At 61.2% G+C, this 23552-nt stretch carries 23 protein-coding genes; 8 read left to right on the forward strand and 15 right to left on the reverse strand.

Features of this window, described 5'->3' with window-relative positions; all coding sequences use genetic code 11:
• Window positions 1-99: 99 nt before the first annotated feature.
• Together P3C29_RS09540 and P3C29_RS09545 are read left to right on the forward strand one after the other, a co-directional pair.
• On the forward strand, window positions 100-447 hold the full coding sequence (locus tag P3C29_RS09540; RefSeq protein WP_201124733.1) for a hypothetical protein: 348 nt from the start codon (window positions 100-102) through the stop codon (window positions 445-447).
• Window positions 437-1051, forward strand: a complete 615-nt coding sequence (locus P3C29_RS09545) for a type III secretion effector protein (RefSeq protein WP_275964394.1) — start codon at window positions 437-439, stop codon at window positions 1049-1051. Before P3C29_RS09540 ends, P3C29_RS09545 begins: the two co-directional genes overlap by 11 nt.
• A 45-nt stretch (window positions 1052-1096) precedes the next feature.
• Here the strand turns inward: P3C29_RS09545 and P3C29_RS09550 are convergent, their stop codons facing one another.
• The 8 genes from P3C29_RS09550 to P3C29_RS09585 form a co-directional block, all read right to left on the reverse strand.
• On the reverse strand, window positions 1097-2248 hold the full coding sequence (locus tag P3C29_RS09550) for an MFS transporter (RefSeq protein WP_010172837.1): 1152 nt from the start codon (window positions 2246-2248) through the stop codon (window positions 1097-1099).
• Between the two features lie 286 nt (window positions 2249-2534).
• Window positions 2535-3758 carry a sugar MFS transporter gene (locus P3C29_RS09555; protein WP_275964395.1) on the reverse strand — a complete coding sequence of 408 codons (1224 nt, stop codon included), beginning with the start codon at window positions 3756-3758 and terminating at the stop codon, window positions 2535-2537.
• 51 nt (window positions 3759-3809) lie between these two features.
• Window positions 3810-4157, reverse strand: a complete 348-nt coding sequence (locus P3C29_RS09560; protein ID WP_275964396.1) for an L-rhamnose mutarotase — start codon at window positions 4155-4157, stop codon at window positions 3810-3812.
• Window positions 4154-4927: an SDR family oxidoreductase gene (locus P3C29_RS09565; protein WP_169389049.1), complete on the reverse strand. Its 774-nt coding sequence runs from the start codon at window positions 4925-4927 to the stop codon at window positions 4154-4156. The genes P3C29_RS09560 and P3C29_RS09565 overlap by 4 nt, the downstream gene beginning before the upstream one ends.
• On the reverse strand, window positions 4924-5784 hold the full coding sequence (locus tag P3C29_RS09570) for an amidohydrolase family protein (protein WP_275964397.1): 861 nt from the start codon (window positions 5782-5784) through the stop codon (window positions 4924-4926). The genes P3C29_RS09565 and P3C29_RS09570 overlap by 4 nt, the downstream gene beginning before the upstream one ends.
• A 37-nt stretch (window positions 5785-5821) precedes the next feature.
• A complete protein-coding gene (locus P3C29_RS09575) occupies window positions 5822-7099 on the reverse strand; it encodes an L-fuconate dehydratase (protein ID WP_275964398.1) in 1278 nt (425 codons plus the stop codon).
• A gap of 20 nt (window positions 7100-7119) precedes the next feature.
• Entirely contained in the window at window positions 7120-7965 is an 846-nt protein-coding gene (locus P3C29_RS09580) for a fumarylacetoacetate hydrolase family protein (protein ID WP_275964399.1), read from the reverse strand.
• A 29-nt stretch (window positions 7966-7994) separates the two neighbouring features.
• Window positions 7995-8735 (reverse strand): SDR family oxidoreductase, encoded by a 741-nt coding sequence (locus P3C29_RS09585; RefSeq protein WP_010172814.1) that lies wholly within the window; start codon window positions 8733-8735, stop codon window positions 7995-7997.
• A 234-nt stretch (window positions 8736-8969) separates the two neighbouring features.
• Here P3C29_RS09585 and P3C29_RS09590 point away from each other — a divergent pair, with 234 nt between their 5' ends.
• The 6 genes from P3C29_RS09590 to P3C29_RS09615 all read left to right on the forward strand — a co-directional run bounded on the left by P3C29_RS09590 (window position 8970) and on the right by P3C29_RS09615 (window position 16864).
• Complete coding sequence (locus P3C29_RS09590; RefSeq protein WP_177090069.1) at window positions 8970-9731, forward strand: FadR/GntR family transcriptional regulator; 762 nt, start codon at window positions 8970-8972, stop codon at window positions 9729-9731.
• On the forward strand, window positions 9728-10717 hold the full coding sequence (locus P3C29_RS09595; protein WP_275964400.1) for a diaminopimelate epimerase: 990 nt from the start codon (window positions 9728-9730) through the stop codon (window positions 10715-10717). Before P3C29_RS09590 ends, P3C29_RS09595 begins: the two co-directional genes overlap by 4 nt.
• A 312-nt stretch (window positions 10718-11029) precedes the next feature.
• On the forward strand, window positions 11030-13072 hold the full coding sequence (gene tssI / locus P3C29_RS09600; RefSeq protein ID WP_275964401.1) for a type VI secretion system tip protein TssI/VgrG: 2043 nt from the start codon (window positions 11030-11032) through the stop codon (window positions 13070-13072).
• On the forward strand, window positions 13072-13914 hold the full coding sequence (locus P3C29_RS09605; RefSeq protein WP_275964402.1) for a DUF4123 domain-containing protein: 843 nt from the start codon (window positions 13072-13074) through the stop codon (window positions 13912-13914). The genes tssI and P3C29_RS09605 overlap by 1 nt, the downstream gene beginning before the upstream one ends.
• Complete coding sequence (locus tag P3C29_RS09610; RefSeq protein WP_275964403.1) at window positions 13907-14701, forward strand: hypothetical protein; 795 nt, start codon at window positions 13907-13909, stop codon at window positions 14699-14701. Before P3C29_RS09605 ends, P3C29_RS09610 begins: the two co-directional genes overlap by 8 nt.
• Window positions 14702-14713: 12 nt before the next feature.
• Window positions 14714-16864 (forward strand): lipase family protein, encoded by a 2151-nt coding sequence (locus tag P3C29_RS09615; RefSeq protein WP_275964404.1) that lies wholly within the window; start codon window positions 14714-14716, stop codon window positions 16862-16864.
• Between the two features lie 2 nt (window positions 16865-16866).
• Here the strand turns inward: P3C29_RS09615 and codA are convergent, their stop codons facing one another.
• From codA to P3C29_RS09650, 7 genes are all read right to left on the reverse strand, one after another.
• On the reverse strand, window positions 16867-18102 hold the full coding sequence (gene codA / locus P3C29_RS09620; protein WP_275964405.1) for a cytosine deaminase: 1236 nt from the start codon (window positions 18100-18102) through the stop codon (window positions 16867-16869).
• A gap of 27 nt (window positions 18103-18129) precedes the next feature.
• Window positions 18130-19347 (reverse strand): PucR family transcriptional regulator ligand-binding domain-containing protein, encoded by a 1218-nt coding sequence (locus P3C29_RS09625; protein WP_275964406.1) that lies wholly within the window; start codon window positions 19345-19347, stop codon window positions 18130-18132.
• Window positions 19344-20612, reverse strand: coding sequence for a cytosine permease (codB, locus tag P3C29_RS09630; RefSeq protein ID WP_275964407.1), 1269 nt, complete (start codon window positions 20610-20612; stop codon window positions 19344-19346). Before codB ends, P3C29_RS09625 begins: the two co-directional genes overlap by 4 nt.
• Before the next feature lie 202 nt (window positions 20613-20814).
• Complete coding sequence (locus P3C29_RS09635) at window positions 20815-21438, reverse strand: NUDIX hydrolase (protein WP_275964408.1); 624 nt, start codon at window positions 21436-21438, stop codon at window positions 20815-20817.
• Window positions 21439-21448: 10 nt separating this feature from the next.
• Complete coding sequence (locus P3C29_RS09640) at window positions 21449-21901, reverse strand: GNAT family N-acetyltransferase (RefSeq protein WP_275964409.1); 453 nt, start codon at window positions 21899-21901, stop codon at window positions 21449-21451.
• Between the two features lie 75 nt (window positions 21902-21976).
• Window positions 21977-22333 (reverse strand): 6-carboxytetrahydropterin synthase QueD, encoded by a 357-nt coding sequence (gene queD / locus P3C29_RS09645; RefSeq protein ID WP_003190259.1) that lies wholly within the window; start codon window positions 22331-22333, stop codon window positions 21977-21979.
• 77 nt (window positions 22334-22410) lie between these two features.
• Window positions 22411-23490, reverse strand: a complete 1080-nt coding sequence (locus P3C29_RS09650; RefSeq protein ID WP_010172787.1) for a hypothetical protein — start codon at window positions 23488-23490, stop codon at window positions 22411-22413.
• Between the last annotated feature and the right edge of the window lie 62 nt (window positions 23491-23552).

Genomic DNA, 23552 nt, shown 5'->3' on the forward strand with positions numbered 1-23552 from the left:
GCACCACACACCTTTGGCTGGTTGGTCGCGCGCGCGATACGGCTGTCACCGGGTGTGATGAACCGGCAAGCGTGGATCTAAAATTGGTGGAGATAAAACATGAGAATTGATGGCGGGTCAGGCTACCTGCAGCCTGGCGGTACAGGCCGATTTGACGCAACACCGGATGAGGGACTGCGCACTGCCCACGCCGCTGCAAGTGAAGCCACGGATGCTGGCCGACAAGCCAGTCACTCACCCGGCGCCACGTCTGTTCGTTCTTCCGGGTACCGGCCACCGTTGCGGTCGGCCAAGCCCTACGAAGTCGTGCCGCATCATCGAACGCTGCAGAACGGTGTTGCCCCGCGCGCCGGCCAGCCCAATCCCAACCTTCACCTGCCGGACAGCGAGTTGGTGAAAGCGTTGAAAATCAGTTTTGCCACGCTGAAAGAACTCCATGAAACGTGACGGACTGAGGCTGTCTTCGTTGCAGCGAATCGCCGCCAAAAGAGTCGGCGACAATCAGAAGTTCGACCGCGCGATTTTATTGGCCAAGGCGCTTGTCCAGCGCCCGCGCCTGATCGATGCGATCACCGATCAGGACGGCTACATCACCACGCAAAGCCTGGCGCAGGCCGAAAGTGTGGTGTTCGGCAACAGCGATCCGAGTGCCTTCAGCCCGGACCCTTTCCACGCCAAGAGCAACGCCGAGCTCGTGCGGGTGTTCAAGGCGATGTTTACCGAGTTGCGTGACAGGTCCCGGGACCGCAAGGGGCTCTTTGAACACATCGTCTACGTCAACATCGAGTTGCTGGTTGCCATGAGCAAGGACCCTGACGAGCTCGATGGTCACGGTGAACCCGTTCTGGACCCCGTCACAGGGCTGGCGCGGAAGAAATACGATGAACAGCAGGTGTATATGGCGAAGAATATTGTCGACCGCCCCGGGTTGCTCCAGTCACTGGAAAGCGCCCATGGCAGCGGTCTGCGGATGTTTGGCGGTCATCATCAGGCGGGCTGGCTCAGCAACAAAACCCTTGATCGCTGGCTTGAGCACCACAAAAACCGATAAGCCCCGGGTGGCGCCTCACGGTAGGAGGCGGTAGGGGAATGCCGGTTATACCCGCAGTATCTTTCCGCTGATTGCCACACCGATCAGCAACACCGCAATCAGCACAAAGGCCGTACTCAGACTGCTGCCGTGGGCGATAAAGCCGATGACCGCAGGGCCGGCAAGAATGCCGGCATAACCCAGGGTGGTGATGGCGGGCACCGCAATGTGTTCCGGCATGACGGTCTGCTTGCCGACGGCGGTGTACAGCACCGGGACGATGTTCGAACACCCGGCTCCTACCAGCGCATACCCCAGCAGGGCGGTTTCCCACGCCGGGAACAGCGTGGCCAACAGCATGCCGGCCGCGGCGAGGGCGCCGCCGAAGACAATCACCCGGGTGGCGCCCAGTCGGCGAACAATCCTGTCGCCGGTCAGGCGCCCGACGGTCATGGTCAAGGCAAAGGCTGCGTAGCCCAGGCCCGCATAGGCTTCATCCAGGCCGCGCTCGGCACTCAGGAACACCGCGCTCCAGTCCAGCACGGCGCCTTCGGCGAGAAACACGATGCAACACAGGCAACCAATAAACAGCACCACCCCGTGGGGCACGGCAAAGGCCGGCCCGGAGCTTTCACTGCCGTAGGGCAGCAAGTGCGGCCCGGCCTTGAGCAAGGCCACGGCCATCACGACGATGACGGCGAGGGTGGCCTGGAACGGCGACCAGCCCAGCCCCAGCAGCCCGCTGACACCTGCCGCACCGACGATCCCGCCCAGGCTGAACAACCCATGGAAGCCCGACATCATGGTCTTGCCGCTGGCCCGTTCGACGATCACCGCCTGCAGGTTGACGGTGGAATCCACCATGCCCAGCCCGGCACCAAATACAAACAGTGCGGCCATCAGCAACGGAATTGAAGAGACGGTGGCCAGCATCGGCAGGCCGAGGCAGATCAGAATGGTCCCGCCGGTGGCCACGCGCCGGATACCGTAGCGCGATGCCAGGGCCCCCGCGACGGGCATGGCGATCATCGAACCCACCCCCAGGCACAGCAGCAACAGGCCAAGGGTGCCCTCATTGAGTTGGGCGCGGGCCTTGGCGTACGGCACCAGCGGGGCCCAGGCGGCGATGCCGAAACCTGCGATAAAAAAGGCGATGCGGGTCGACATTTGCTCCAGCCGCCCGGGTACCACGGGCGCTGGGGTGCTGATGGCAGTCATGAAAAATCCTTGGTTTTGCGTTCAACGAACGATGTGCAGCGCAACATCCTTGCACATCAGGCCGTATCGAGCGAGCCGGGGTTCCCTTGGCGTGCCTGAACAGCGAGCCAACCATTTTTTCAGAAGCATGGAACGCGATTGGCCTTTCCAGCCACTATCAGCGTGTAGGACGAGTAATCGTTTGATGTGCGAGGTGGCCTGGAAGGTGCGTAATCCCCGCGAGAACTGGCGAACCCCGGGCTTCTTGCGGCGGATTACCACCTTCCAGGCCGACCCTCCAACGTCTTCATTGATGGCGCAGGCGACTACGGGCATACACCGCCACAATCACGAAACATCCCATCGGCAACAGGTACGCCAGCGCAACCGTGCTGTTGTCCGCCACCTTGCCCATCAGGTAAGGCATCAGCGCACCGCCGACAATCGCCATGATCATGAACGAACTGCCGCGCTTGGTATGGGGGCCGAGGTTTTTCACGCCCATGGCGAACAGCGTCGGGAACATGATCGACATGAAGAAGAACACCGCAATCAGCGCGATCACCGAGATGCCCTCAAACCCAATCACCACCAGCGCGCACAACGCGATGTTGATCAGCGCATAAATCAGCAACAGCTTCTGCGCGCTGACGCGGCCCATCAACCAGGTACTGAAAAAACGCCCGAACATGAAGGCCAGCATCGCGATCGACAGCAGGTAGGCCGCGTGCTGGCTGCCCATCTGCGCCCAGTGTTCGGTGACGTAGTTGATGAAAAATGCACCGACCCCGACCTGGGCCGCCACGTAGAAAAACTGCGTGATCACCCCGCCGACGAATTCCGGATACTGCCACAGCCCCTTGCCGGCCATGGGTTGCAGTGCCTGCTCCTGGGCGCGTAGATCCGGCAGCGGCGTACGGGCGATCAACAGCGCCACCAGCAATACCAGAACGGCAATGACGACATAGGTGGTCTGCAACGAACTCATGTCCGAAGCCGGTGTGCTGCCGGCGCTGAAGAACATCGCGCCGCCAATCAGCGGGCCGAAGAACTGACCCAGGCCGTTGAAGGATTGCGCCAGGTTCAACCGTCGCTCGGCGCCCTGGGGGTCACCCAGCACCGTGGCATAAGGGTTGGCCGCGGTCTCCAGGCAACCCAGCCCGCAGGCGATGACGAACAGCGCGAACAGGAAAAATGCAAAGCTCGCCGCCGCTGCCGCCGGCATGAACAGCAATGCGCCCACCGCATACAGGCACAAGCCCAGCAGGATCCCCGCCTTGTAGCCGTGGCGGTCCATCAACAGCCCCGCCGGCAGGGCGATCAGGAAGTACGCGCCGAAATACGCGCCTTGCAAAAGCCCGGACTGGGCCTTACTGACGTGCAGGACTTCCTGGAAATGCTTGTTCAGGACGTCCAGCAAGCCGTAGGACAAGCCCCAGAGGAAGAACAGACTGGTCACCAGCATCAGTGCCCAGCGGTAGGTCGGCACGGCGGGTGTGCCGGCTGCCACAGGTGTGTCTTTGCTTAACATGACGCTTCTCCTGTTGTTTTTATGGGATCAAGGCGTGCGATGCAGCGGTTATCAGGGTTGGTCGGTGAGGCTGAAAATCTGTGTCAACGGCTGCCATTTGCCGCCGGGATCGGTCCACGGCGTGGGCGCCTGGAAACGCCACATCAGGGTTTCCCAGGCTTGCACGTCGGGGTTGGCACGGGCGGCCTGGTCGAGTGCTTCGAAGCTGAACCCGGCGGTGGTGTCCATGACCATGAACAGCCGCGTGCCCAGGCGCCAGATCTGCATCTGCAGGATGTGCTGGCCGCGCAGATGCGCGGCCACGGCGGGCCAGATGCGTTGATGCAACTGCTGGTACTCGGCGATCAGTGCCTCATCGTCGATCAGGTCCAGGGCCAGGCAGTACCGTTGGCCGCTCATGTCAGCGCCCGGTCGAGGTGGGTGTAGCCGCCGTCCACCACCAGCCATTGCCCGGTGGTGTGGGAGGCGCGGGGTGACAGCAGGAACAGCACACTGTCGGCAATTTCCTCGGGGGTGGTCATCCGTTTGCCCAAGGGGATTTTCTCGACGATGGCGGCGAGCTTGGCCTCGGGGTTATCGAAGCCATCGATCCAGCGCTGGTACAGCGGCGTCAGCACCTCGGCGGGCACCACCGCGTTGACCCGGATGCCGAATTCCAGCAAGGAGGCCGCCCACTCCCGGGTCAGCGACAACTGCGCACCTTTGGCCGCGGTATAACCGCTGGTGCCGCCCTGGCCGGTAAGGGCCGTCTTGGAGCTGATATTCACGATCGCCCCGCGACTGGCCTTGAGAGCATCGAGGCACAGGTGGGTCATCAGGTAGTAATGAATCAGGTTCTTTTCCAGGGACTCGACGAAGGCTGCACGGCCTGCTTCCAGGCCCACGCCATCGTTGACCCCGGCGTTGTTCACCAGGCCGTCGATGCGCCCGAAGCGTTGTAACACTTCGTTGACCGCCGCGCGGCAGGCGTCCTCATCGCGCAACTCGACACGGATGAAGTGGCTTTGACCCTGTTGTTCAAGCTCGGCCGCGAAGGCCGCCGACAGCGGTTGATGTCCGAAAATCACCGGGATCGCGCCTTCGGCGATCAGCCCCAGGGAGATGGCGGCGCCAATCCCGGATCCGCCGCCGGTGACGATAATCACGCGGTCCTGCAAATGCAGATTCATGGGCAGTTTCCTTCAAGGTGATAGACCCGCTGGGCAGTGCCGCCCCAGATCGCCTGCTGTTCATGGGGCGACAATTGGCCGAGGGTCTGTTGCAGCAATTGGCAGGTGCCCTGGTATTCCCCGGCCAGCAGGCATACTGGCCAGTCCGAGCCGAACATCAGGCGGTCGGCGCCAAACAGCTCCAGCGCCAGTTCTATGTAGGGGCGCAGGGTACGGGCGTTGCGCTGATCGGGCCCGGCTTCGGTGAGCAGGCCCGACAGCTTGCAGCGGACGTGGGGCAGGGCGGCCAGCGGTGCCAGGTGTTCGGCCCAGCCGGCCGGGCCGTTGGCGATATCTGGCTTGCCCAGGTGGTCCAGCACCAGGTGATGTTGGTCGTGGCGCTGGCACATGGCTGTTGCGGCGTCGAGGTCGGCGCAGCGGATCAGCACCTCGTAGACGTAGCCTTGTTGTTGCAGGTGCCGCAGGCCACGGGAGAATCCTGGATCTGCCATAAAGCGCGCGGGCGTGGGTTCGTCCTGAATCTGATGCCGAAAGCCCTTGAGTCCTGGTGCGTCGCGCCACTGGTCCAGATGCCGTTCAAGCGTTGGATCGCACAGGTCGACCCAGCCGACGACACCGAGTATCCACGGGTGCTGGCGCGCCATTTCCAGCAGCGCATCGGTTTCCTGCTCGCCGGCGCGGGCCTGCACGGCAATGCAGCCATCCAGGCCGGCAGCGTCGAGCAATGGCCGCAAATCCTGTGGGAGAAAGTCCCGCCGCAGGTCAGCCTCAGCCGCACCGATCCACGGATAATCAGCGGCCCGGTAGCGCCAGAAATGCTGGTGCGCATCGAGCCTCAGGGGTGATGGGGACGACATTATTATTGTGCTCCGTCCATTCAAATTGTGTTTCAGCTCACGGCCGGTGGCGGTATTGCTCCCGGGACGCGGCTTTCATCTGGATCGAAAACCCCGGTGCCGTCGGCGGCAGATAGGCAGCGCCGCGTACCACGCAAGGTTCCTCGAAATGCTCGTGCAGGTGGTCGACATACTCGATCACCCGGCCTTCGTGGGTGCCGGCGATGCACAGGTAGTCGATCATCGACAGGTGCTGCACATACTCGCAAAGCCCGACGCCGCCGGCATGGGGGCATACCGGCAGGCCGTATTTGGCCGCCATCAGCATCACCGCCAGTACTTCGTTGACCCCTCCCAGGCGGCAGGCGTCAATCTGCACCACATCGATGGCTTCCCGCATGATCAATTGCTTGAAGATAATCCGGTTCTGGCACATCTCCCCGGTAGCGACCTTGACCGGCGCCACACCCAGGCGAATCTTGCGATGGCCTTCGATGTCGTCGGGGCTGGTGGGTTCTTCGATAAACCATGGCTTGGCAAACGCCAACTCGCGCACCCAGTCGATGGCGGTGTCGACTTCCCACACCTGGTTGGCATCGATCATCAATTGGCGATCCGGCCCCAGCACTTCGCGGGCGATGCGCACGCGGCGCAGGTCATCCTGCAAGTCGTGGCCGACCTTGAGCTTGACGTGGTTGAACCCGGCATCCACCGCTTCCTGGCACAGCCGGCGCAGCTTTTCGTCACCGTAACCGAGCCAGCCGGCCGAGGTGGTGTAGCAGGGATAGCCATTGGCTTGCAGGTCGGCCATGCGTTCAGCCTTGCCTTCGGCGCGTTGGCGAAGCAAGGCCAGGGCTTCGCTGGAGGTGATGCAGTCGGTGATGTAGCGGAAGTCGATGCAGCGCACCAGTTGTTCCGGACTCATGTCGGCCACCAGGCGCCACAAGGGTTTTCCTTCGGCCTTGGCCCACAAATCCCACGCGGCGTTGACGATCGCGCCGGTGGCCAGGTGAATGGCGCCCTTGTCGGGGCCGATCCAGCGCAACTGGCTGTCGCTGGTGACATGGCGCCAGAAGCGGCCCATGTCTTCGGCGATCCATTCCAGGGTCAAGCCCACCAGCAACGGCTGCATGGCCTGGATCGCCGCGCAGCAAATCTCGTTGCCACGGCCGATGGTAAAGGTCAGGCCGTGGCCTTCAAGGGCCGGGTTGTCGGTCTGCACAATCACATAGGCGGCCGAGTAGTCCGGGTCCGGGTTCATGGCGTCGGAACCGTCCAGGGACTGGGACGTGGGAAAGCGGATATCTTCGACGCGAATCGCGGTAATGGTGGTCATGAACGGCTCCTTGGCTCTTGTCAGGCGTCGACCGTGGTCTGGTTCTGTTGACCCAGGCCTTCGATGCCCAGGCGGATCTTTTGCCCAGGCTTGAGGTAGACCGGCACGGGCTTGATCCCCAGGCCGACACCGGGCGGAGTGCCGGTGGAAATCACATCCCCCGGTTGCAGGCTCATGAACTGGCTGAGGTAGCTGATCAGTTTGGGAATCTGGAAAATCATCGTGCGGGTATTGCCGTTCTGGTAGCGGTGGCCATCGACTTCGAGCCAGATCGACAGTTGATGCGGGTCGGCGATTTCATCCCGGCTGACCAGCCACGGGCCCAGCGGGCCAAAGGTGTCGCAGCCTTTGCCCTTGTCCCAGGTGCCGCCGCGTTCCAGTTGGAACTCACGTTCGGAGACGTCGTTGATCACGCAGTAGCCGGCCACGTGCTGCATGGCCTGGCTTTCTTCGATGTAACGTCCGCCCTGGCCGATCACCACACCGAGCTCCACTTCCCAGTCGGTCTTGGTGGAGTGGCGGGGGATTTCGATGTTGTCGTTGGGGCCGACGATGGCGCTGGTCCATTTGTTGAAGATGATCGGTTCGTCGGGTATCGGCGCGCCTGTTTCGGCGGCGTGATCGGCGTAGTTCAGGCCGATGCAGATGAATTTTCCCACTTGGCCGACACAGGCGCCCAAGCGCGGATTGCCCGGTACCAAGGGCAGGCTCGCGGGGTCGAGGTCTTGCAGGCGTGCAAGGTTTTGCGGGAGCAGGGCTTCGCCTGCGACATCACTGATGTGAGCGGACAAGTCGCGCAGACGACCGTCAGCGTCCAGAAGGGCCGGGCGTTCCTGGCCTTTTTCACCGTAGCGCAGCAATTTCATGAGCAATCCTCTTATTGGGAAGTAGGCGGTCAGTTGCTCCAGCCGCCGTCAATGATCTGGGTGGTGCCGGTCGTAAATGCGCTGGCGTCAGAGCCAAGGTACAACGCCAGTTGGGCGATTTCCTGGGGCGTGCCCAGGCGCCCCATCGGTTGGCGCGCGGTGAAGGCGGCGTACACCTCATCCTGCTGGCGGCCTTCACGGCTGGCTTGTTCGATGATGCGTTGCTGCAGCGAAGGGGACTCCACGGTGCCTGGGCAGATGGCGTTGCAGCGAATGCGTTGGGTGACAAAATCGGCGGCCACGGATTTGGTCAGGCCGATGACCGCAGCCTTGCTGGCGCAGTAGGCAAAGCGATTGGGCACGCCCTTGAGGCTGGAGGCCACCGACGACATGTTGATAATCGAGCCGCCGCCGGCCGCCAGCATTCCCGGCAGAAACGCGCGGATCATGCGGTACATGGCGGTGACGTTGAGGTCCAGAGCAAATGCCCAGTCGCTTTCCGGGCATTCGAGGATATTGCCGGCGTGCACCACGCCCGCGCAGTTGAACAGCACATCCAGCGGGCCGATCTCGGCGGCGAGGCGTTGTATGGCGCTGGCGTCGGTGACATCCAGCAACACCGTTTGCGCGCCTGGCAGGTCAGCGAGCGCCTGTTGATTGATGTCGGCTGCGATCACTTCGGCGCCAGCCGCCAGGTAGGCTTCGACGCTGGCGCGGCCAATGCCCTGGGCGGCGGCGGTGATCAGCACGCGTTTACCGGTGAGGTCCATGACAGACTCCCTAGATTGTTATTATTGGCTCAATGGTCAGGCCATTGAGGGCGTAAAACGCCTGCATCTGTGGCATAGCGAACCGTGGTGGGTTTGCTATGATCAGCACACTGCAAACGATCCAATGGTCAGGCCATTGATCCAATTTTTAGCATGGGTCTTCCCGGTCAACAAGCAGCTTTTTCGCCAGTTGACCCCTTTGACCGTGCCATGCATGAATCGAGCTGAGCCTAGATGCCATTTCAAGTGATTGATAACCAACGTCTTTATCGACAGATTGCCGACCAGTTGCGGGCGTTGATCGACAGTGGAGAATTTCCGCCGGGCAGCCGCCTCCCGGCGGAGCGCGAGCTGGCCAAACTGCTGGGCGTGAGTCGCGCCTCCGTACGTGAAGCAATGATTGCCCTGGAGGTGATCGGCCTGGTGGACGTGCGTGTGGGCAACGGCGTGCTGGTCTGCGAACCGGTGCAACCGACTGTCAGCCAGGAACCGGTGATGGCCCAGGCCACCCGGGATCAATGGAAAGAATTCGATCCGGAACTCAACCTGCACGTCGACTTCAACGCCGAGATTCCACCGTTTTCCCTGCTCCAGGCCCGTCGCCTGATTGAACCGGAAGCCGCCGCCCTGGCCGCCAAACACGCCACCGACGAAGAGCTGGCGGGAATCCGCGAGGCCTTCGAGCGTAACGTGCAGGACAACCGCGAAGGCTCCCATACCCACCCGGGCGATCGCCTGTTTCACATCCGCATCGCCCAGGCCTCGGGCAACCCGGCGTATGCGCTGATGATTGCGCACTTGCTGGGGCATCGTTACGGCAGCATGTTCCAGCGGTTGCAGGCGCATTACACCTCGGATGACATGCCGCATCGCTCGGAAGACGAGCACCGCAAGATCCTCGACGCACTGGAGCAACGGGACGTGGAAGGTGCACGACAGGCCATGCGCAAGCACCTTGAAGAGGTGGTACGAATCTTTATGCGGACTGCGCAATGACCGTGTTCTACGACGCCCGCGGGAATATCTACGGGGTGGTCAGCCCGGAGTTGTTACGCAGCCAGGGTGTTGAGCTGCCTGGTCGTGCCGACTTGGCCGCTGCCACCCGCGAGGGTTGGGCGCTGGCGGCCATTGCCTCTGAATGTGGCTGGGGTGATTTGCCGCGCCCGGCAGAGGCCAAGGAGCATCGCTGTGACGGTTTGTTGGTGGGGCCGTTTCAGGCCGAGCCGCCCTTTGACGTGTTGATTGTTAACACGGATGGGTCATTGGCCGAGCGCAGTGGCAATGGCCTGACGATTTTTGCCCAGTCGTTGACCGACCAGGGATTGATGGCGCAAGGCTGTGACCTGCGGGTGCATCACGACAAGCCCGATGCACTGTCTCCGGTGATCACGCGGGTTGAGCCTGCGGTGTACGAACAGGTCCAGGGCTTTTGGCTGGCGCTGGGGCGGCCCGAATTCGGGCCCTTGGCGGTAGGGGCGGTTGGCGTTGGCCTGGTATCGCTTGAGGGGACCGAGGTGAGCCATGTCGCGCAACTGGCTGCACTCAACCCCGAGTGGAATCACAGCCGGTTTGTACGTGTGGGCAACCCTCATTGCGTGACGCTGGTGCAGGACGCGTTGGCGTTGCCGGACAACGCGCAGATGCATCGGCCCGCGTTGTTCGATCCGCTGAGGGCAGTCGCTTTTGCGCCGCCTGCCGGGGCGGGTCAGCCCTGTATTTCCGGAGTCAACCTGCAATGGGTCGCCCGGGATTCAGGCAACCGTGTTATCGCACGCGTATTTGAGCGCGGCGAGGGGCCGACGGCGTCTTCCGGGACCAGCGCCAGTGCCGTGGCATGCGCCGCCTGGTCTGTAGGATGGGTGACCGCGGGTGAGGTGGCGGTGGTAATGCCGGGCGGTACGGCACCGGTGCGGTTGCGAGCGGAGGCGGGCGAGTTGCTGAGCGTCAGCCTCTTCGGGACTGCGCGGCTGCAATCGCTTTGAAGTAAGGAGTGGCTGGCGTATTTGTTTTTGTCAGTCGTTTCTTTATAAGTAAGTGTCGTTGGCGAATAGCCGTGTAAGAGTATTCCTGTTAGCGAATACTGGCTGTTTAACTACATTTCCGTAATTGATAAAAGACCCTTCCAGTATCGATGTACGAATCTTCTTTTTTATTTTGAAGCGGCCGAATGTCGCCTGAAATCGCTAGTATTCCTGGGGTTCAGGCACTTTTTATCGGCTTCGAATTGAGTGGCTTTATCTTCGTTTTACGCGGGGAATTATTTCAGTTCGACAATGAATGGCGGGTAACAACGGATGTTCGATACGCTTGTTTCGTCACGCTTTAAACTGATTGTTGCAGGCATAAACCAGACGTTTCAGGTGCTGGCTTTTAAAGGCAGCGAAACGATTGATCAACCTTTTTTCATTGAAGTGCAGTGGGTCAGTGAAAACCCCGGCCTGGATCTTGAGGCGCTGCTTCACCAACCGGCCTATCTGGATTTTGGTGAGGCGGGGGAAGGCCTTCACGGGCAAATCCATGCCATTGGCCGGGAAGACCCTGGCCGGCGACTGACCCGCTATCGCCTCACACTTGCGCCGCGCCTTGCGTATCTGGCCCATCGTTGCGACCAGCGGATTTTCCAGCAGCGCAGCGTGCCGCAAATCATCGCGGCGGTGCTGGAGCAGCACGGCATTCTTGCCGATGCTTATGCCTTTGAGCTGGGGCCGGTGGTGTACCCGCCCCGCAGGTTCTGTGTGCAATATGCAGAAAGCGATCTGCATTTTATCCAGCGTTTGTGCGAAGAAGAGGGCATCCATTATCACTTTCGCCACAGTACGGATGCTCACGTGCTGGTGTTTGGCGATGACCAGACGGTGTTTCGACGTTTGCCGGCGCAGCACTATTGTGCGGCCGCTGACCCTGCTGCCGACGCACGGGTGATCCAGCGTTTTGATGTGCGCCTGGCCACACGCAGTGCTCAGGTTGTGCGGCGGGACTATGACTTTGAACACCCGTCGCTGCGGCTGCAGGAGCAGGCCGGCGCTTGCCCGGCGCTTGAGGACTATCAATACCCTGCGGGATTCACCGGCCATCTGCGCGGCTCGCAGTTGGCCCGGCGTGGCCTGGAGCGTCATCAGCGAAACCGTCACCGGGCGTTGGGCCGCAGTGATCAGCCGGCCTTGCGCAGCGGGCATTTCCTGACGCTGCGGGGCCACCCCGACCTGTCTTGCAATGACTTGTGGTTGATCACCAGTGTGCGTCACGAAGGCTATCAGCCGCAGGTGCTGGAGGAGGCCGTGGTGGATGGCGAAGCGTTCCAGGGCTATCGCAATCGATTTACTGCAACGCCCTGGCGCGCGATTCACCGCCCGCCGCTCAAGCATCCCAAACCGCGCATCAGCGGCAGCCAGACCGCCACGGTCACCGGCCCGGTGGGTGAGGACGTGCATTGCGACGCCCACGGGCGGGTGAAAATCCGCTTTCACTGGGACCGGCTCGACAAGACCGACGACAAGAGCAGCTGCTGGGTGCGGGTGACGTCCGGTTGGGCAGGTGAGCGCTTTGGCGCGGTGATGATTCCGCGTGTGGGCATGGAGGTATTGGTGACGTTCCTGGAAGGTGATCCGGACCGACCCGTGATCAATGGTTGTCTGCCTAACGCTGTGCAAACGCCGGCTTACCCCTTGCCACAACACAAGACCCGCAGTGTTTTGCGTAGCCGCAGCACGCCGGGTGGCACGGGGGCTAACGAGCTGCATCTTGAGGACCGCGCCGGCCAGGAACTCATCTACCTGCGCGCCCAACGCGACCTGGAGCAGCAGGTCGGCCACGACAGCCGGCTGGAGGTCGTGGGCGAACGTCGGGAAACCATCCACGGCTTGAGTACGACCACCCTGGGAGACGAGGAACACCGCAGCATCGCCGGCGACCGCAAGGTTCGGCTTGGGGCTGATGATCACTTGCACGTGCAGGGCAACAGCCAGACGCATGTCGGCCAGACCCTGGTGATCGAAGCAGGGCAACAGGTCCATCTCAAAGCGGGCGCCAACCTGGTGATCGATGCCGGTGCGCAGTTGAGCTTCAAGGCGGGTGGTGAGCATTTGCTGATTCAGGCCGGAGGGATTTTCAGCAGTCGGCCGATCACGTTGGGCGGTGTGCCTGCTGGGACCCGTACAGCAAGTCCTGTTGGGCCGGGTGACGTGACTGCCTCGCCCGCATTTGTAGCGGAGGGGCCAAAGGTTTCGGTTACCCAAGGCGCAATCATGGAGCTGGCCAGACGACTGGATGCGGACTTCTGCCCGGTGTGCGAGCGCTGCCGCGAAGGCATGTGCGATTCCACGGGGAGGGCGGCCTGATGGAGATCTCGCCTGGCCAGTGGATGGCTCAACAGCAGCAGGCGGGGCGTCGCCTGTGCCTGGTTCTACAGGATGAAAACGACGCACGCGGGGCACTGCTGGCGACACGCTCGGTGGCTGAGTATCGCAGCCTCTACGTTGAAACCGTCGCATCGGAAATGGCGGCGGATGGGCCGATGCTCCTGTTGCTCGACCATGTCAACGAACCCGGGCTGGTGAGCTTATTGCAAAACCCTCAGCGTAATTGGGGCTGGTTGGGCAGCTTGCCTGATGATGACTTATCGGGTGTTACCCGGCATTGGCGCGACAGGTTGGTGGTGGGGGTGGCGGCCAGCCAGGCGCTGTACCGCTTCCACGATAACCGCACCTTGGCGCGGGCCTTGGTTCACCTGCCTGCTCAGGACTGGCCTGTTTTTCTCGGGCCGCTGATCAGCGTGTGCTACTGGCAGGGCGAGCGTTGGTGTTGCGTCGATAATCCGGCTCCGGGGGTGTATCCGGTACCCGATCCTGCACCGTGGCTAGAGGTGCCGAATCCACAGGCGGGAGCGATTCTGCAGGCCAATATCCTGCGTTATCTGTTGGCTGAGTACAGTGAGGCGCTCAGTCAACTGGCTGAATTTCAGGACCCTAGAATCTGGCTGGAACAGGTGCTGGAGCAGGCGCGGGCCTGGCAATGGGAAAGGCCGGAACAGCTGGAGTTCTTGGTGGTGCGGCGGTTGGTGGAAGCCACTGGGGACGTGCTGATTCGCTGGCAACCGATACGGGGGGAAGCGGCGGAGGACCATTTTCAGCGGGTGGTTGAAGAATGGCGTCGGGTGGAGCGGGAGCAGCAGGATGCGTAGGGGATTTATGTTGAGCGTGTGTCGAGGGGTATTCGTTTGCAGCGTGCTGGCTGGTTCCGGTTGTGCGATGAAACCAGTGGATAGTTTCACCCTGGAAGTCGACCTGCCGGCGAATTTTCGCTTCAAGAGTGATGCAGCTTATCGACCGGCAACGGGTGAGATCTGCACCTTACCCAAGCGCCGGGGCAAGCGGCCGGAGGACAAGGTTTTTGACACGGTGGGCAAGCCGGTGGCCAATCGGGTGAGCTTTGAAGTGCCACTGACGGAGACGGTGGATGGGTGTCCGTTAGTGTTGCGCAGCATTACGTTTGATCTGTACGCGAAGTGGGGAGAGCGGTCGGCGGATGTTGGGGGGGATTTCGCGTTCATCAATGTGCTGGATCGGTTGGAAGAAGGTATGGCCGGGATGCCTGAGTCGGGTGTTCAAAAACTGCCCGGACGATGTCAGTGGTTATTCCGAACAGTCGGCCCCAAACGGGCCATTAGCAAGGTACTCAAGTGTAACTCGCTGGACGCAGTAGGGAATCTGCGAAAAGCAAGAGCAGGTGGAGCGGTGCAACGGGATGAGTTGAAAGATAAGACGTTGAGGATGGCCCTGGAAGTGACGACGGAGGAATGGCCTTACATGGGAGATAACTGGGTTCGATTCCCTCAAGGTTGGAAACGCTGTATGGGCAAGAGCCTGGAGGATCAATACGCGTTCTGTCGCGGGAATACTACCGATTTCAAATCCATCAAGATGCCTGATGGGCGTGAATGCGACATATATCCCACTTGTGCCGAATAAGGATATTCAGACATGCCTCTTGAAGAATGGAAGCAACCTTTTTTTAGCGAAAAAATGCCAGTTTGTGCATTACGCGGATGTTGGTTGAGTTTTTGTCTCGTGGATGAGTCAGGCGATGGTAAAGCCTATGGAGGTCTTGCATACGAGGTTTTTGACAGTGCAGGCCAGCAATACAAGGGGCGTTTGAACGGCGACGGATTTGCAAAGCTGGAGAATCAATACCGCGGTCCTACGGTGCTGATCTTCGAAGCAGCCTATGGAAGGCGCGACGATTATTACTCTACGTTACAGAGACGCAGCCGTTATCCATTACCCATCACCGAACTTCAAGTTCGAGCGGAACAAACGCGCTTTGTCCGGGCTGATGGTGAGCGTACCGAGCGAAACCCCGCTCAGCAAAAGGCCGGCAGGTTTTACCAAGTCGAAGTGCGTGATTTGGTCAGGCATGCCGCTCACTTACCACCCTTGGCGCCCAGGATATTTCGTCCCCAGCGACATGCGCTAAAAATGATGGCTGATCTTGGATTTGGGCCGTCCCAGTCGACCTTGGCAGGAGTTGTGTTGTTTCCCAATCAACATACCGTGCTGGAGATACGGCCGTTGCGAGCGCTGCGGCCGGTGTTGTCTATCGACGACCAGTTCTGTGCCTTGAATCTGTATCAGTTGGCCTTGATGGCTACCTTGAGTTACTGCGACTTTGGACAGGAGCCACGCACACAGCCAGTAGATCAGGTCTGCTTCCCCTTGGGTCCCAGTGTGGGGCGCTTCTTTTCCGAAGAACTTTCGGGTTACCAAGAGGCTTGGAAAGTTGACGCTGAGCAAGTGCAACGCTTTTATCCACTGTACGAAGACGTGCCCTATTCGAAACGGTTTGAGGTTTTGCCCTTTGATCCGGAGTTGTATGAACAGAATCGCCCGGCACAGGGGGAGGCTCAGGAACACCCGGCGCGTCTGCATTTTTTCGATGATCAGAAGCACGGCACTGATACTCAGGCATTTATCAGCCATCACGATGAGGTGATTCTGATTTCCGTGCGGGGCACGGCTGGTGGCGCTGATGCACTGCGGGATGCAAACGCGCACCAGGTAGCTTTTGGTGATGGTTTTGGCAAGGCTCATGAAGGGTTCTATAAGGCTTATAGAGCTATGCGTGATTTTGTTCTGCTTTACCTCGATCAGTTTTATGTGGGGCAGCGCGTCTTAATCTGTGGCCACAGCCTGGGCGGAGCCATAGCACTGCTGTTGGCTGAAGGACTGCGGCGAACTCCCGATCGTGACTACAACATCCTTCTCTACACCTACGGCGCCCCCCGAGCGGGCGACTCCGAATTCACCGACGGGGCATCGGCTCTGGTGCATCACCGCATAGTCAACCACAACGACCCTGTCCCGAGTGTCCCTGCACCCTGGATGAACACCACCGCCAAAATCTGGATACCTGGCGCCGTGGTGCTGTTCAGCAACCCTGCACCCGGGGGCCTGCTGTTTGCCCTGGGGCTGGTACGCCTGACCAGCAACCCTTACCAGCACCACGGCGCGCAGCAGCACTTCATGCCGATCCTGCTACCGGACGGTACACAGTCCTCCGTCTTGTGGACCCCCGGCTGTGAATCCATTGAGGACGCGGCTTGCAAACGCGCATTGCGGCTCAATGGCGATATGCCGGATCGCGCCAACCTGATCAAACAGCTTGTTCAGAATGGTCATCACTCCATGGTCGTCGGCTACATCCCCGCTGCTTGGGCCACGTTGCGCCGTTGGCAGCAAACCCTCGATACCCATGGCACCCTCGTGACTTCCCGTGAATTTGAACTGATCGACAAAGCCCTGTTCACCATGCAGCATCAGTTGCGGGAACAACGAAAAAAACTGGATCTGCACCGTCCAGCCAACCAGCGTGGCTACGAACACCACGAGCCCTTGAGTCAGGAAGTCGATCGGCTGAAAGACAGTCGCGACCGTTTGGAAACCCTCCGCTGGCGCCGCCTCCAGGCCCGCGACGTCTACGGCAGCCACGCCTTATCCCCAACCCTGCAAACCAGCCTGAAACGCTGGTTCACCCACCCGAAAAACCGCGAACTCAACCAGGTGGCGAGCATCCCGCCACCACCGGATGACGGCTGGGGAAAGCCGCAGACCCTTGATATCGACTCAATCACATGAGCCTACAAAAACTCCACCTGCGCAGGCCGGCGCTTCATCAGTACCTTGCCTCCCCGAATCGAATACAACGGCAATCCCTGGCTGCGAATCACTTCATAGTCACTGTCCGCCGACAGGATCAACAGGTTCGCCGGACGTCCCGGTTCCAGGCCGTAACGATCCCCCAGGGCCATGGCCTTGGCGCTGTTGTCGGTGACCAGGTCCAGTGCGCTTTGCAGGTTGCGATAGCCAAGCATGTGGCAGATATGCAACCCGGCTTCCAGCACCCGCAGGATGTTGCCGTTACCCAGGGGGTACCAAGGGTCGACGATGGAGTCCTGGCCGAAGCACACGTTCATGCCGGCCTCCAGCAGTTCGTTCACCCGGGTCACGCCCCGGCGTTTCGGAAAGGTGTCGAAGCGGCCCTGCAAGTGAATGCTTTCGGTGGGGCAGGAGACAAAGCTGATGCCCGAATGCCCCAGCAGGCGGAAGAGTTTGGCGCAGTAGGCATTGTCGTAAGAGCCCATGGCCGTGGTGTGGCTGGCGGTCACGCGGGTGCCCATGTCGCGGCTGCGGGCTTCTTCGGCCAGCACTTCGAGAAAGCGCGAATGGGGGTCGTCGGTTTCGTCGCAGTGCACGTCCACCAGGCAACCGGTGCGCTCGGCCAGGTCCATCAGGAATTTCACCGAACTCACCCCTTGGTCGCGGGTGTATTCAAAGTGCGGGATACCGCCGATCACGTCGGCGCCCAAACGGATGGCTTCTTCCATCAGCTCGCGGCCATTGCGGTAGGACTCGATGCCTTCCTGGGGGAACGCGACGATTTGCAGGTCGATCAGGTGGGTGCTTTCCTCGCGTACTTCGAGCATGGCCTTGAGCGCGGTGAGGTCCGGGTCGGTGACGTCGACATGGGTGCGTACGTGCTGGATGCCATGGGCCGCCAGGGTCTGGATGGTTTTCCTGGCGCGGGTCTTGGTGTCTTCCAGGGTGATGGTGGCCTTGCGTTCGCCCCAGCACTCGATGCCTTCAAACAAAGTGCCGCTCATGTTCCAGCGCGGTTCGCCGGCAGTCAGGGTGGCGTCGAGGTGAATGTGTGGTTCAACGAAGGGCGGCACCACCAGGTTGCCGGCGGCATCCAGATCGTCGGGCCCCGCTACGGGGGCGGTGGCTTGTGGGGTGATGCTGGCGATCCGGCCGTGTTCCAGGTGCAGATCATGCAGGCCTTCACGGTTGCGCAGGCGGGCGTTGATGATGTGCATGGGCAAGTTCCTGTTGGCAAAAAACAATCAGGCAGACAGCCGCCAGATCATCAGCGCGATGCCGATGTCCAGGCGATCATAAGAATTATCCAGCGTCAGTCCGCACAGGGCTTCGATGCGCTGGACGCGGTGCGTCAGGGTGTTGCGGTGAACCGCCAGCCGCTGGGCGGCGGCCACAAGGTTACCATTCTCGTGGAACCAGGCCTCCAGGGTTGGCATCAGGCTTGGGCCATGGTGCTGGTCGTGGCGCAACAGCGGCCCGAGGCGTTCGTTGAGAAACTGGTCGAGCAGGGCGCGATCACGTACGCCGCTGAGCAACTTGAGCACGCCCAGCTCATCGTAGACACACAGCCCGGCACGCTCACTGAACCGTCGCGCAGCCGCCAGTGCCTGGCGCGCTTCATCCACGGCCTGGGCCAGGCGAGCGGGCGGATGCGCGGCGGCACTCAGGCCGACAAACAGTTTCAACGGTGCCAGGCGCAGGTTCAGCGCTTTCAACCAGCCCGCCAACAACTGGCGGTTGGCCAATGCCGCACTCGCGTCCATCGCGGGCATCAGCATTGTCCACTGCCCGGCACGCCCCAGCACGGGCAAACGCGACGGATGCTGTGCAGAAAACTGGCGCAAACGACGGGTAATCCCATCGTGTTGACGCGCAAGCTGCGCCTCGACCACCGGCGCTTCACCTTGGGCAAACAATGCATCGCTGCCGTCCAACTGCAGTTGGACAAGCTGCCACGGCCCGGCCAACGGCATGCCCAGCTGTGCGGCACGGTGCAGCAGCAAATCCAGGGATTGATAATCACCGGCCAGCAGGCGTTCCAATACATCATGCCGCGAACGCCCCAGCTGTTGCGACTGGATCAACGCCGAGCCGATAGCCTGGGTCACCAGCACCATCTTCAACGAGTACGGCTGCTCGATCAGCGGCATACCCGCCTCTTGCGCGGCTTCCAGCAAACGCTGGGGAATTGCCTGGATATAGTCCGGCCCCGTGAGGATCACCAGGCCGGCGACCTGGCGCTGACAGGCTTCGTCCAGCAACACCAGCAGGTTGGCCTCATCCCGTGGGTGATTGATGCCGGTGACGAACACCAGTTCGCCGCCCAACACCCATTCGGCGATGCCGCTGTTTTCTGCGACATAGGGCCAACGCACCACATTTTCGAGGCCGGCTTCCCCGGCCCGCAGGCACATCGACTCCAGCCCGGGCAAGGCCAGCACATCGGCGATGGTCAGGCTCATGCCCGCACGTCAGCCAAAGGTGCCCGTACCCGTAGCACGCTGGTCAATACGATGTAAGTCAGCGACGCAGCCACAATCCCCACCAACGGCGCCACCCATGGGGAGTGAAAGGCCAGAACCGTACCCACGGCGTAGGCGATCAGCCCAGGCCAGTTGAATGCCGTCAGGCGTGTCTCGGCCAGGCGCGGGTAGTGGCCGCGATAGCGATAGAAGAAGTCTGCCATGATCACCCCGCCAATCGGCGGAATCACCGTGCCCAGCAGGATCAGGTAGGGCACGAGCATGTCGTACATGCCCAGCAATGCCAGCAGCGTACCGATCACCGCGCCGGCCAGGGTCACCGTTTTGCGGCGTTTGGTGCGCAGCAGGTTGCAGCCGGCGACGGCGAAGTTATAGATGGTATTGTCCTGGGTGCTCCAGATGTTCAGGAGCAGCATGGCCATGGCGGCCATGGCAAAACCTTGCAGCAGCAACACTTCGACTACGTCCGGTTGCTGGTAGACGATGGCGCCGTAGGCCCCGATCAGTACCATCAGGCCGTTGCCGATAAAGAAGCCGATCAGGCTGGCCAGCACCGCGACCTTGGCCGAGCGTGAGAACCGCGTCCAGTTGGTGGCCTGGGTCGCGCCGCTGACGAAGGTGCCGAACACCAGGGTGATGGCGGTGGACAGATCCAGCTCACCGGTCGGCACCACCGCCAGCAGTCCATCGAGCCCGCCGACCTTGACGGTGGCCACCCACATCGACAGAAACAGCAAAATGCCCATGGCCGGCACGGCGATATAGGACAGGATCTCCAACCCGCGATACCCCACGTAGGCCGTCGCGCAGAACACCATGCCGAACAGCACCATCAACCCCAGGACGCTGCCTTGGCTCAATTCGAAGTACTTGCCCAGCACCACCGCTGCGGTGGCCGTGCCCCAGGCGTACCAGCCGATCTGGGTGAAGCCGAGGATCAAGTCGCTCAGCTTGCTGCCCACTTCGCCAAAGCAGAAGCGCCCCATGAGTACTGAATTCAAACCGCTCTTGAACGCGATGTAACCCAGCCCTGCGGCGTAGATACCCAACAACAGGTTACCCAGGGCCACGACGCCGAGCATTTGGGTGAAGCTGAAGGCCACTCCCAATTTGCCGCCGGCGAACATGGTTGCGGTAAAAAAGGTAAAGCCCAGCAGCACCATGGCGGTGGACGCCAGGCCTTTGCGGGCATGCATGGGCACCTCGCTGAGAGGGTAGTCATTGCCCGGTTCGTTCTGCGTCATGTGCCTTTCTCCCTGAATGAGTGACGCAGGCCTACTGCACCCGTCGTGCCAACTGCCAGGCAGTGACGGGCGCACGGTCAGCACTGTGCAGGTTGCACAGTATTTATAGCCAAACAGGGAGAACGCGCAGGCGGGATTGGTCTTTCTGCCCAATCAGGCGCGAAAGCGGTGCAGGGGTGATACAAATTGGATCACCCGTTATTCAATCGAAGAGGGTGTAGGGGGTCTCGCCGCGATGAAACGCAAAGGCGGCCTCAAGGTCGCTTTCAATGGTGCGGCCACGGGAGAGCGGCGGCAGGTCATCGAGCCTGAAGAAGCCGACTTCCGTGGTTTCGAAACCGGCTGCCGGCGCCACTTGATCAACCCGCGCGCACAGAAAATAGAGTTTGTAGAAGTCCCGGATATCGGGCCGGTACAAGCCCTTGGCCTTGTGGGTGACGCTGTACAGCGCCCGCGCAGTGACCGTCAGCCCGGCCTCTTCGCGGATTTCCTTGATGATGTTTTCAGCCGCCGACAGACCAATGTCCGCATAGCCCCCGGGCAACGCCCAGCAACCATCCGTCAACTCACGCACCAACAGGATCCGGTCACCGTCAATCACCGCACCCCGTACATCAATCATCGGTGTCGAATAGCGCTTGGCAAAGTCCGGCACCAGCCCGGTGATGCGCTCCAGCGGCACGTCGCCCAACTGCGCCAGCATGCTGTGGGCGATCTGGGCGATTTCCTCAAGGCGCTCGCGCTCGAAGTCATCGGTGCAGAAGTGCAGCCCCGTGGAGGCCAATGCTTGCAGGCGCTTGGCCTGGGCCAGCCAGGTGTTTTCCATGGGAACTCCTTCAGCGAGAGGCAGTGAGGTCTTTTTGCATGTAAACCCGACACAGGCCGCTTTCCTCGGCGCGGTGGGTTTCCACATACCCTTTGCGGGTGTACAGCACGATGTTTTCAGTCATCGCTTCGTTGGTATAGAGGCGGATGGAACCTTGCCTGGCCTGGCGTTCCGTGAACTCCAGCAATAGGCGCCCGTAACCCAGACCCTGGGCGCCGGGGTCGACGGCGAGGTTATCCAGCAGCAGGTACTCGTCGTTATGGATCAGTACGACAAAGCCGTGCACCTGGCCCGCATTTTCCAGTACGTGCACCCGTGCAGCAGCGACCTGTTGGCGATAATCATCCAGCATCGGCCCAGGCTTGCGCCCGATGCGTTCGATATAAGGGGAGTAGGCGGCGCGGACGATGGCCTCGATGGCGGTGATATCGTCAACGGTGGCGGGGCGGATAAGGGGTGGCATCGCTGTGGGCCTCCAGAAATCACTTGTGGCGAGGGGACAAGCCCCTCACCACAGTGGTTTTTCTACATCACCGGCTCATTCGCCGCGATAAATGCAGCCACTGGTGCAGGTCTCATGGATGCGAATCGCGCTGAGTTCCGGCAACAACGGTTTCAATTCATTCCAGATCCACTTGGCCAGCACTTCGCTGGTCGGGTTCTCAAGGCCCGGGATGTCGTTGAGGTAGTTGTGGTCGAGGCGTTCGTAGAGCGGCTTGAAAATCGCCTTGATCTCCGAGAAGTCACGGATCCAGCCGGTATGCGGGTCGAGGTCGCCGCTGAGGTGGATCGCCACCTTGAACGAATGGCCATGCAGGCGCCCGCATTTGTGGCCTTCCGGAACGTGGGGCAGGCGGTGGGCGGATTCGAATGTAAATTCCTTGAAGATTTCCACAGTATTTTTCAGCTCGGTCAGGTGTCTGGCAGGCGGCGAGTTTAACAGCTTGATCCCTTGCCGCGCATACCGCTTGATCAGAGAGCCAGCAGGCGCTCGCCCAATTGCCCGTTATCCGCCAACTGCAGGAATTCATCCCCCAGCCGCTGGCTTTCGCTCATTGCGGTTTGCCAGTACTTGTTGCGGCCCGGGTCATCGCCCATGAAGCGCTTGAAGTCACTGCGGTCTGGCAGTTTGCCGTGGGGCAGGCGGGCCAGGTATTCCTTCGACGGCGCCAGCAGCAGTACATCCTGCAGGCCCTGTTGATTGGCACGGCGCCACGGCAAGCCTTTGTCGAACCAGCCGGGGATGACCCGGTCGGTGAAGTGCGGGTACAGCACAATGTCATCGCCGTGATAGGGCAGGTCGAGGTGGTAGTCCAGCAGGCCGCCATCGCGGTAAGTGCCTGCACCGGCGCCCGGCAGGTCACGCACGCCTTGCATCACCATGGGGATCGAGCCGGACGCCAGCAGCGCCTGGCGCAGGTTGCCCAATTCCAGATTGAGGAAGCGCGAGGGGAAATCCTTGAGGGCATGCAGCGGTGGCGCCTGGCGTGGGTCGTGGACGATCAGCCGTTCGAAGTGCCGGGACAATCGCGCGCGGCCCCGCAGGTTGTCGGCGATCACCGAGGACAGTCCCAAACCAAGACGGCCGCGATGATCGTCGGCGAGCAGGCCGTGGCTTTTGACCACCATGATGTTCAGCCGATAGTTCGGGTTGTCGAGCACGCGGGCATCACGGCCGGCCAGCAGGTCATCGAGCATGCGCACGCAGCTCTGGCTGACTTCGGCCATGGTCACGCCTTTGGCGAAAGTTTGTTCGTTGTACAGCCGGCCCAGGTCGAGCAGGCCTTGCACCGGGTCGGGCAGGCAGGCACTGGCAAACCGCCAGGAGCCGATCGAGGCGCCGATCAGTGCGCGTTCCCGGGGCGCGCGGGGCAGCCAGTCACCGAACAGCGCCAGGTCCAGGCCCTGGATGCCCAGGGCTTTTGGACCACCGGCGGCGCCGGGCAGGATGCCCACGTCCGCAGGCGCAAGCCCCTGTTCGCGAATGCGTGCGAAAGCGCGTTTACCGGCCTTGAGGGTCAAGGCGGGGAACTTCATATGGATAGCAGTCATACCAGTCTCATCGACAGCGAGCAGGGCAGTATAGAAAATCCTGCCCGGTTGCAGGCAACGGT

The sequence above is a fragment of the Pseudomonas sp. 1912-s genome, from assembly GCF_029269205.1.
Taxonomy (GTDB): Bacteria; Pseudomonadota; Gammaproteobacteria; order Pseudomonadales; family Pseudomonadaceae; genus Aquipseudomonas.

Coding starts and splice junctions, on each gene's coding strand:
- P3C29_RS09540 (WP_201124733.1), top strand. CDS start 100: ATGAGAATTGATGGCGGGTCAGGCTACCTGCAGCCTGGCGGTACAGGC.
- P3C29_RS09545 (WP_275964394.1), top strand. CDS start 437: ATGAAACGTGACGGACTGAGGCTGTCTTCGTTGCAGCGAATCGCCGCC.
- P3C29_RS09550 (WP_010172837.1), bottom strand. CDS start 2,248: ATGACTGCCATCAGCACCCCAGCGCCCGTGGTACCCGGGCGGCTGGAG.
- P3C29_RS09555 (WP_275964395.1), bottom strand. CDS start 3,758: ATGTTAAGCAAAGACACACCTGTGGCAGCCGGCACACCCGCCGTGCCG.
- P3C29_RS09560 (WP_275964396.1), bottom strand. CDS start 4,157: ATGAGCGGCCAACGGTACTGCCTGGCCCTGGACCTGATCGACGATGAG.
- P3C29_RS09565 (WP_169389049.1), bottom strand. CDS start 4,927: ATGAATCTGCATTTGCAGGACCGCGTGATTATCGTCACCGGCGGCGGA.
- P3C29_RS09570 (WP_275964397.1), bottom strand. CDS start 5,784: ATGTCGTCCCCATCACCCCTGAGGCTCGATGCGCACCAGCATTTCTGG.
- P3C29_RS09575 (WP_275964398.1), bottom strand. CDS start 7,099: ATGACCACCATTACCGCGATTCGCGTCGAAGATATCCGCTTTCCCACG.
- P3C29_RS09580 (WP_275964399.1), bottom strand. CDS start 7,965: ATGAAATTGCTGCGCTACGGTGAAAAAGGCCAGGAACGCCCGGCCCTT.
- P3C29_RS09585 (WP_010172814.1), bottom strand. CDS start 8,735: ATGGACCTCACCGGTAAACGCGTGCTGATCACCGCCGCCGCCCAGGGC.
- P3C29_RS09590 (WP_177090069.1), top strand. CDS start 8,970: ATGCCATTTCAAGTGATTGATAACCAACGTCTTTATCGACAGATTGCC.
- P3C29_RS09595 (WP_275964400.1), top strand. CDS start 9,728: ATGACCGTGTTCTACGACGCCCGCGGGAATATCTACGGGGTGGTCAGC.
- tssI (WP_275964401.1), top strand. CDS start 11,030: ATGTTCGATACGCTTGTTTCGTCACGCTTTAAACTGATTGTTGCAGGC.
- P3C29_RS09605 (WP_275964402.1), top strand. CDS start 13,072: ATGGAGATCTCGCCTGGCCAGTGGATGGCTCAACAGCAGCAGGCGGGG.
- P3C29_RS09610 (WP_275964403.1), top strand. CDS start 13,907: ATGCGTAGGGGATTTATGTTGAGCGTGTGTCGAGGGGTATTCGTTTGC.
- P3C29_RS09615 (WP_275964404.1), top strand. CDS start 14,714: ATGCCTCTTGAAGAATGGAAGCAACCTTTTTTTAGCGAAAAAATGCCA.
- codA (WP_275964405.1), bottom strand. CDS start 18,102: ATGCACATCATCAACGCCCGCCTGCGCAACCGTGAAGGCCTGCATGAT.
- P3C29_RS09625 (WP_275964406.1), bottom strand. CDS start 19,347: ATGAGCCTGACCATCGCCGATGTGCTGGCCTTGCCCGGGCTGGAGTCG.
- codB (WP_275964407.1), bottom strand. CDS start 20,612: ATGACGCAGAACGAACCGGGCAATGACTACCCTCTCAGCGAGGTGCCC.
- P3C29_RS09635 (WP_275964408.1), bottom strand. CDS start 21,438: ATGGAAAACACCTGGCTGGCCCAGGCCAAGCGCCTGCAAGCATTGGCC.
- P3C29_RS09640 (WP_275964409.1), bottom strand. CDS start 21,901: ATGCCACCCCTTATCCGCCCCGCCACCGTTGACGATATCACCGCCATC.
- P3C29_RS09650 (WP_010172787.1), bottom strand. CDS start 23,490: ATGACTGCTATCCATATGAAGTTCCCCGCCTTGACCCTCAAGGCCGGT.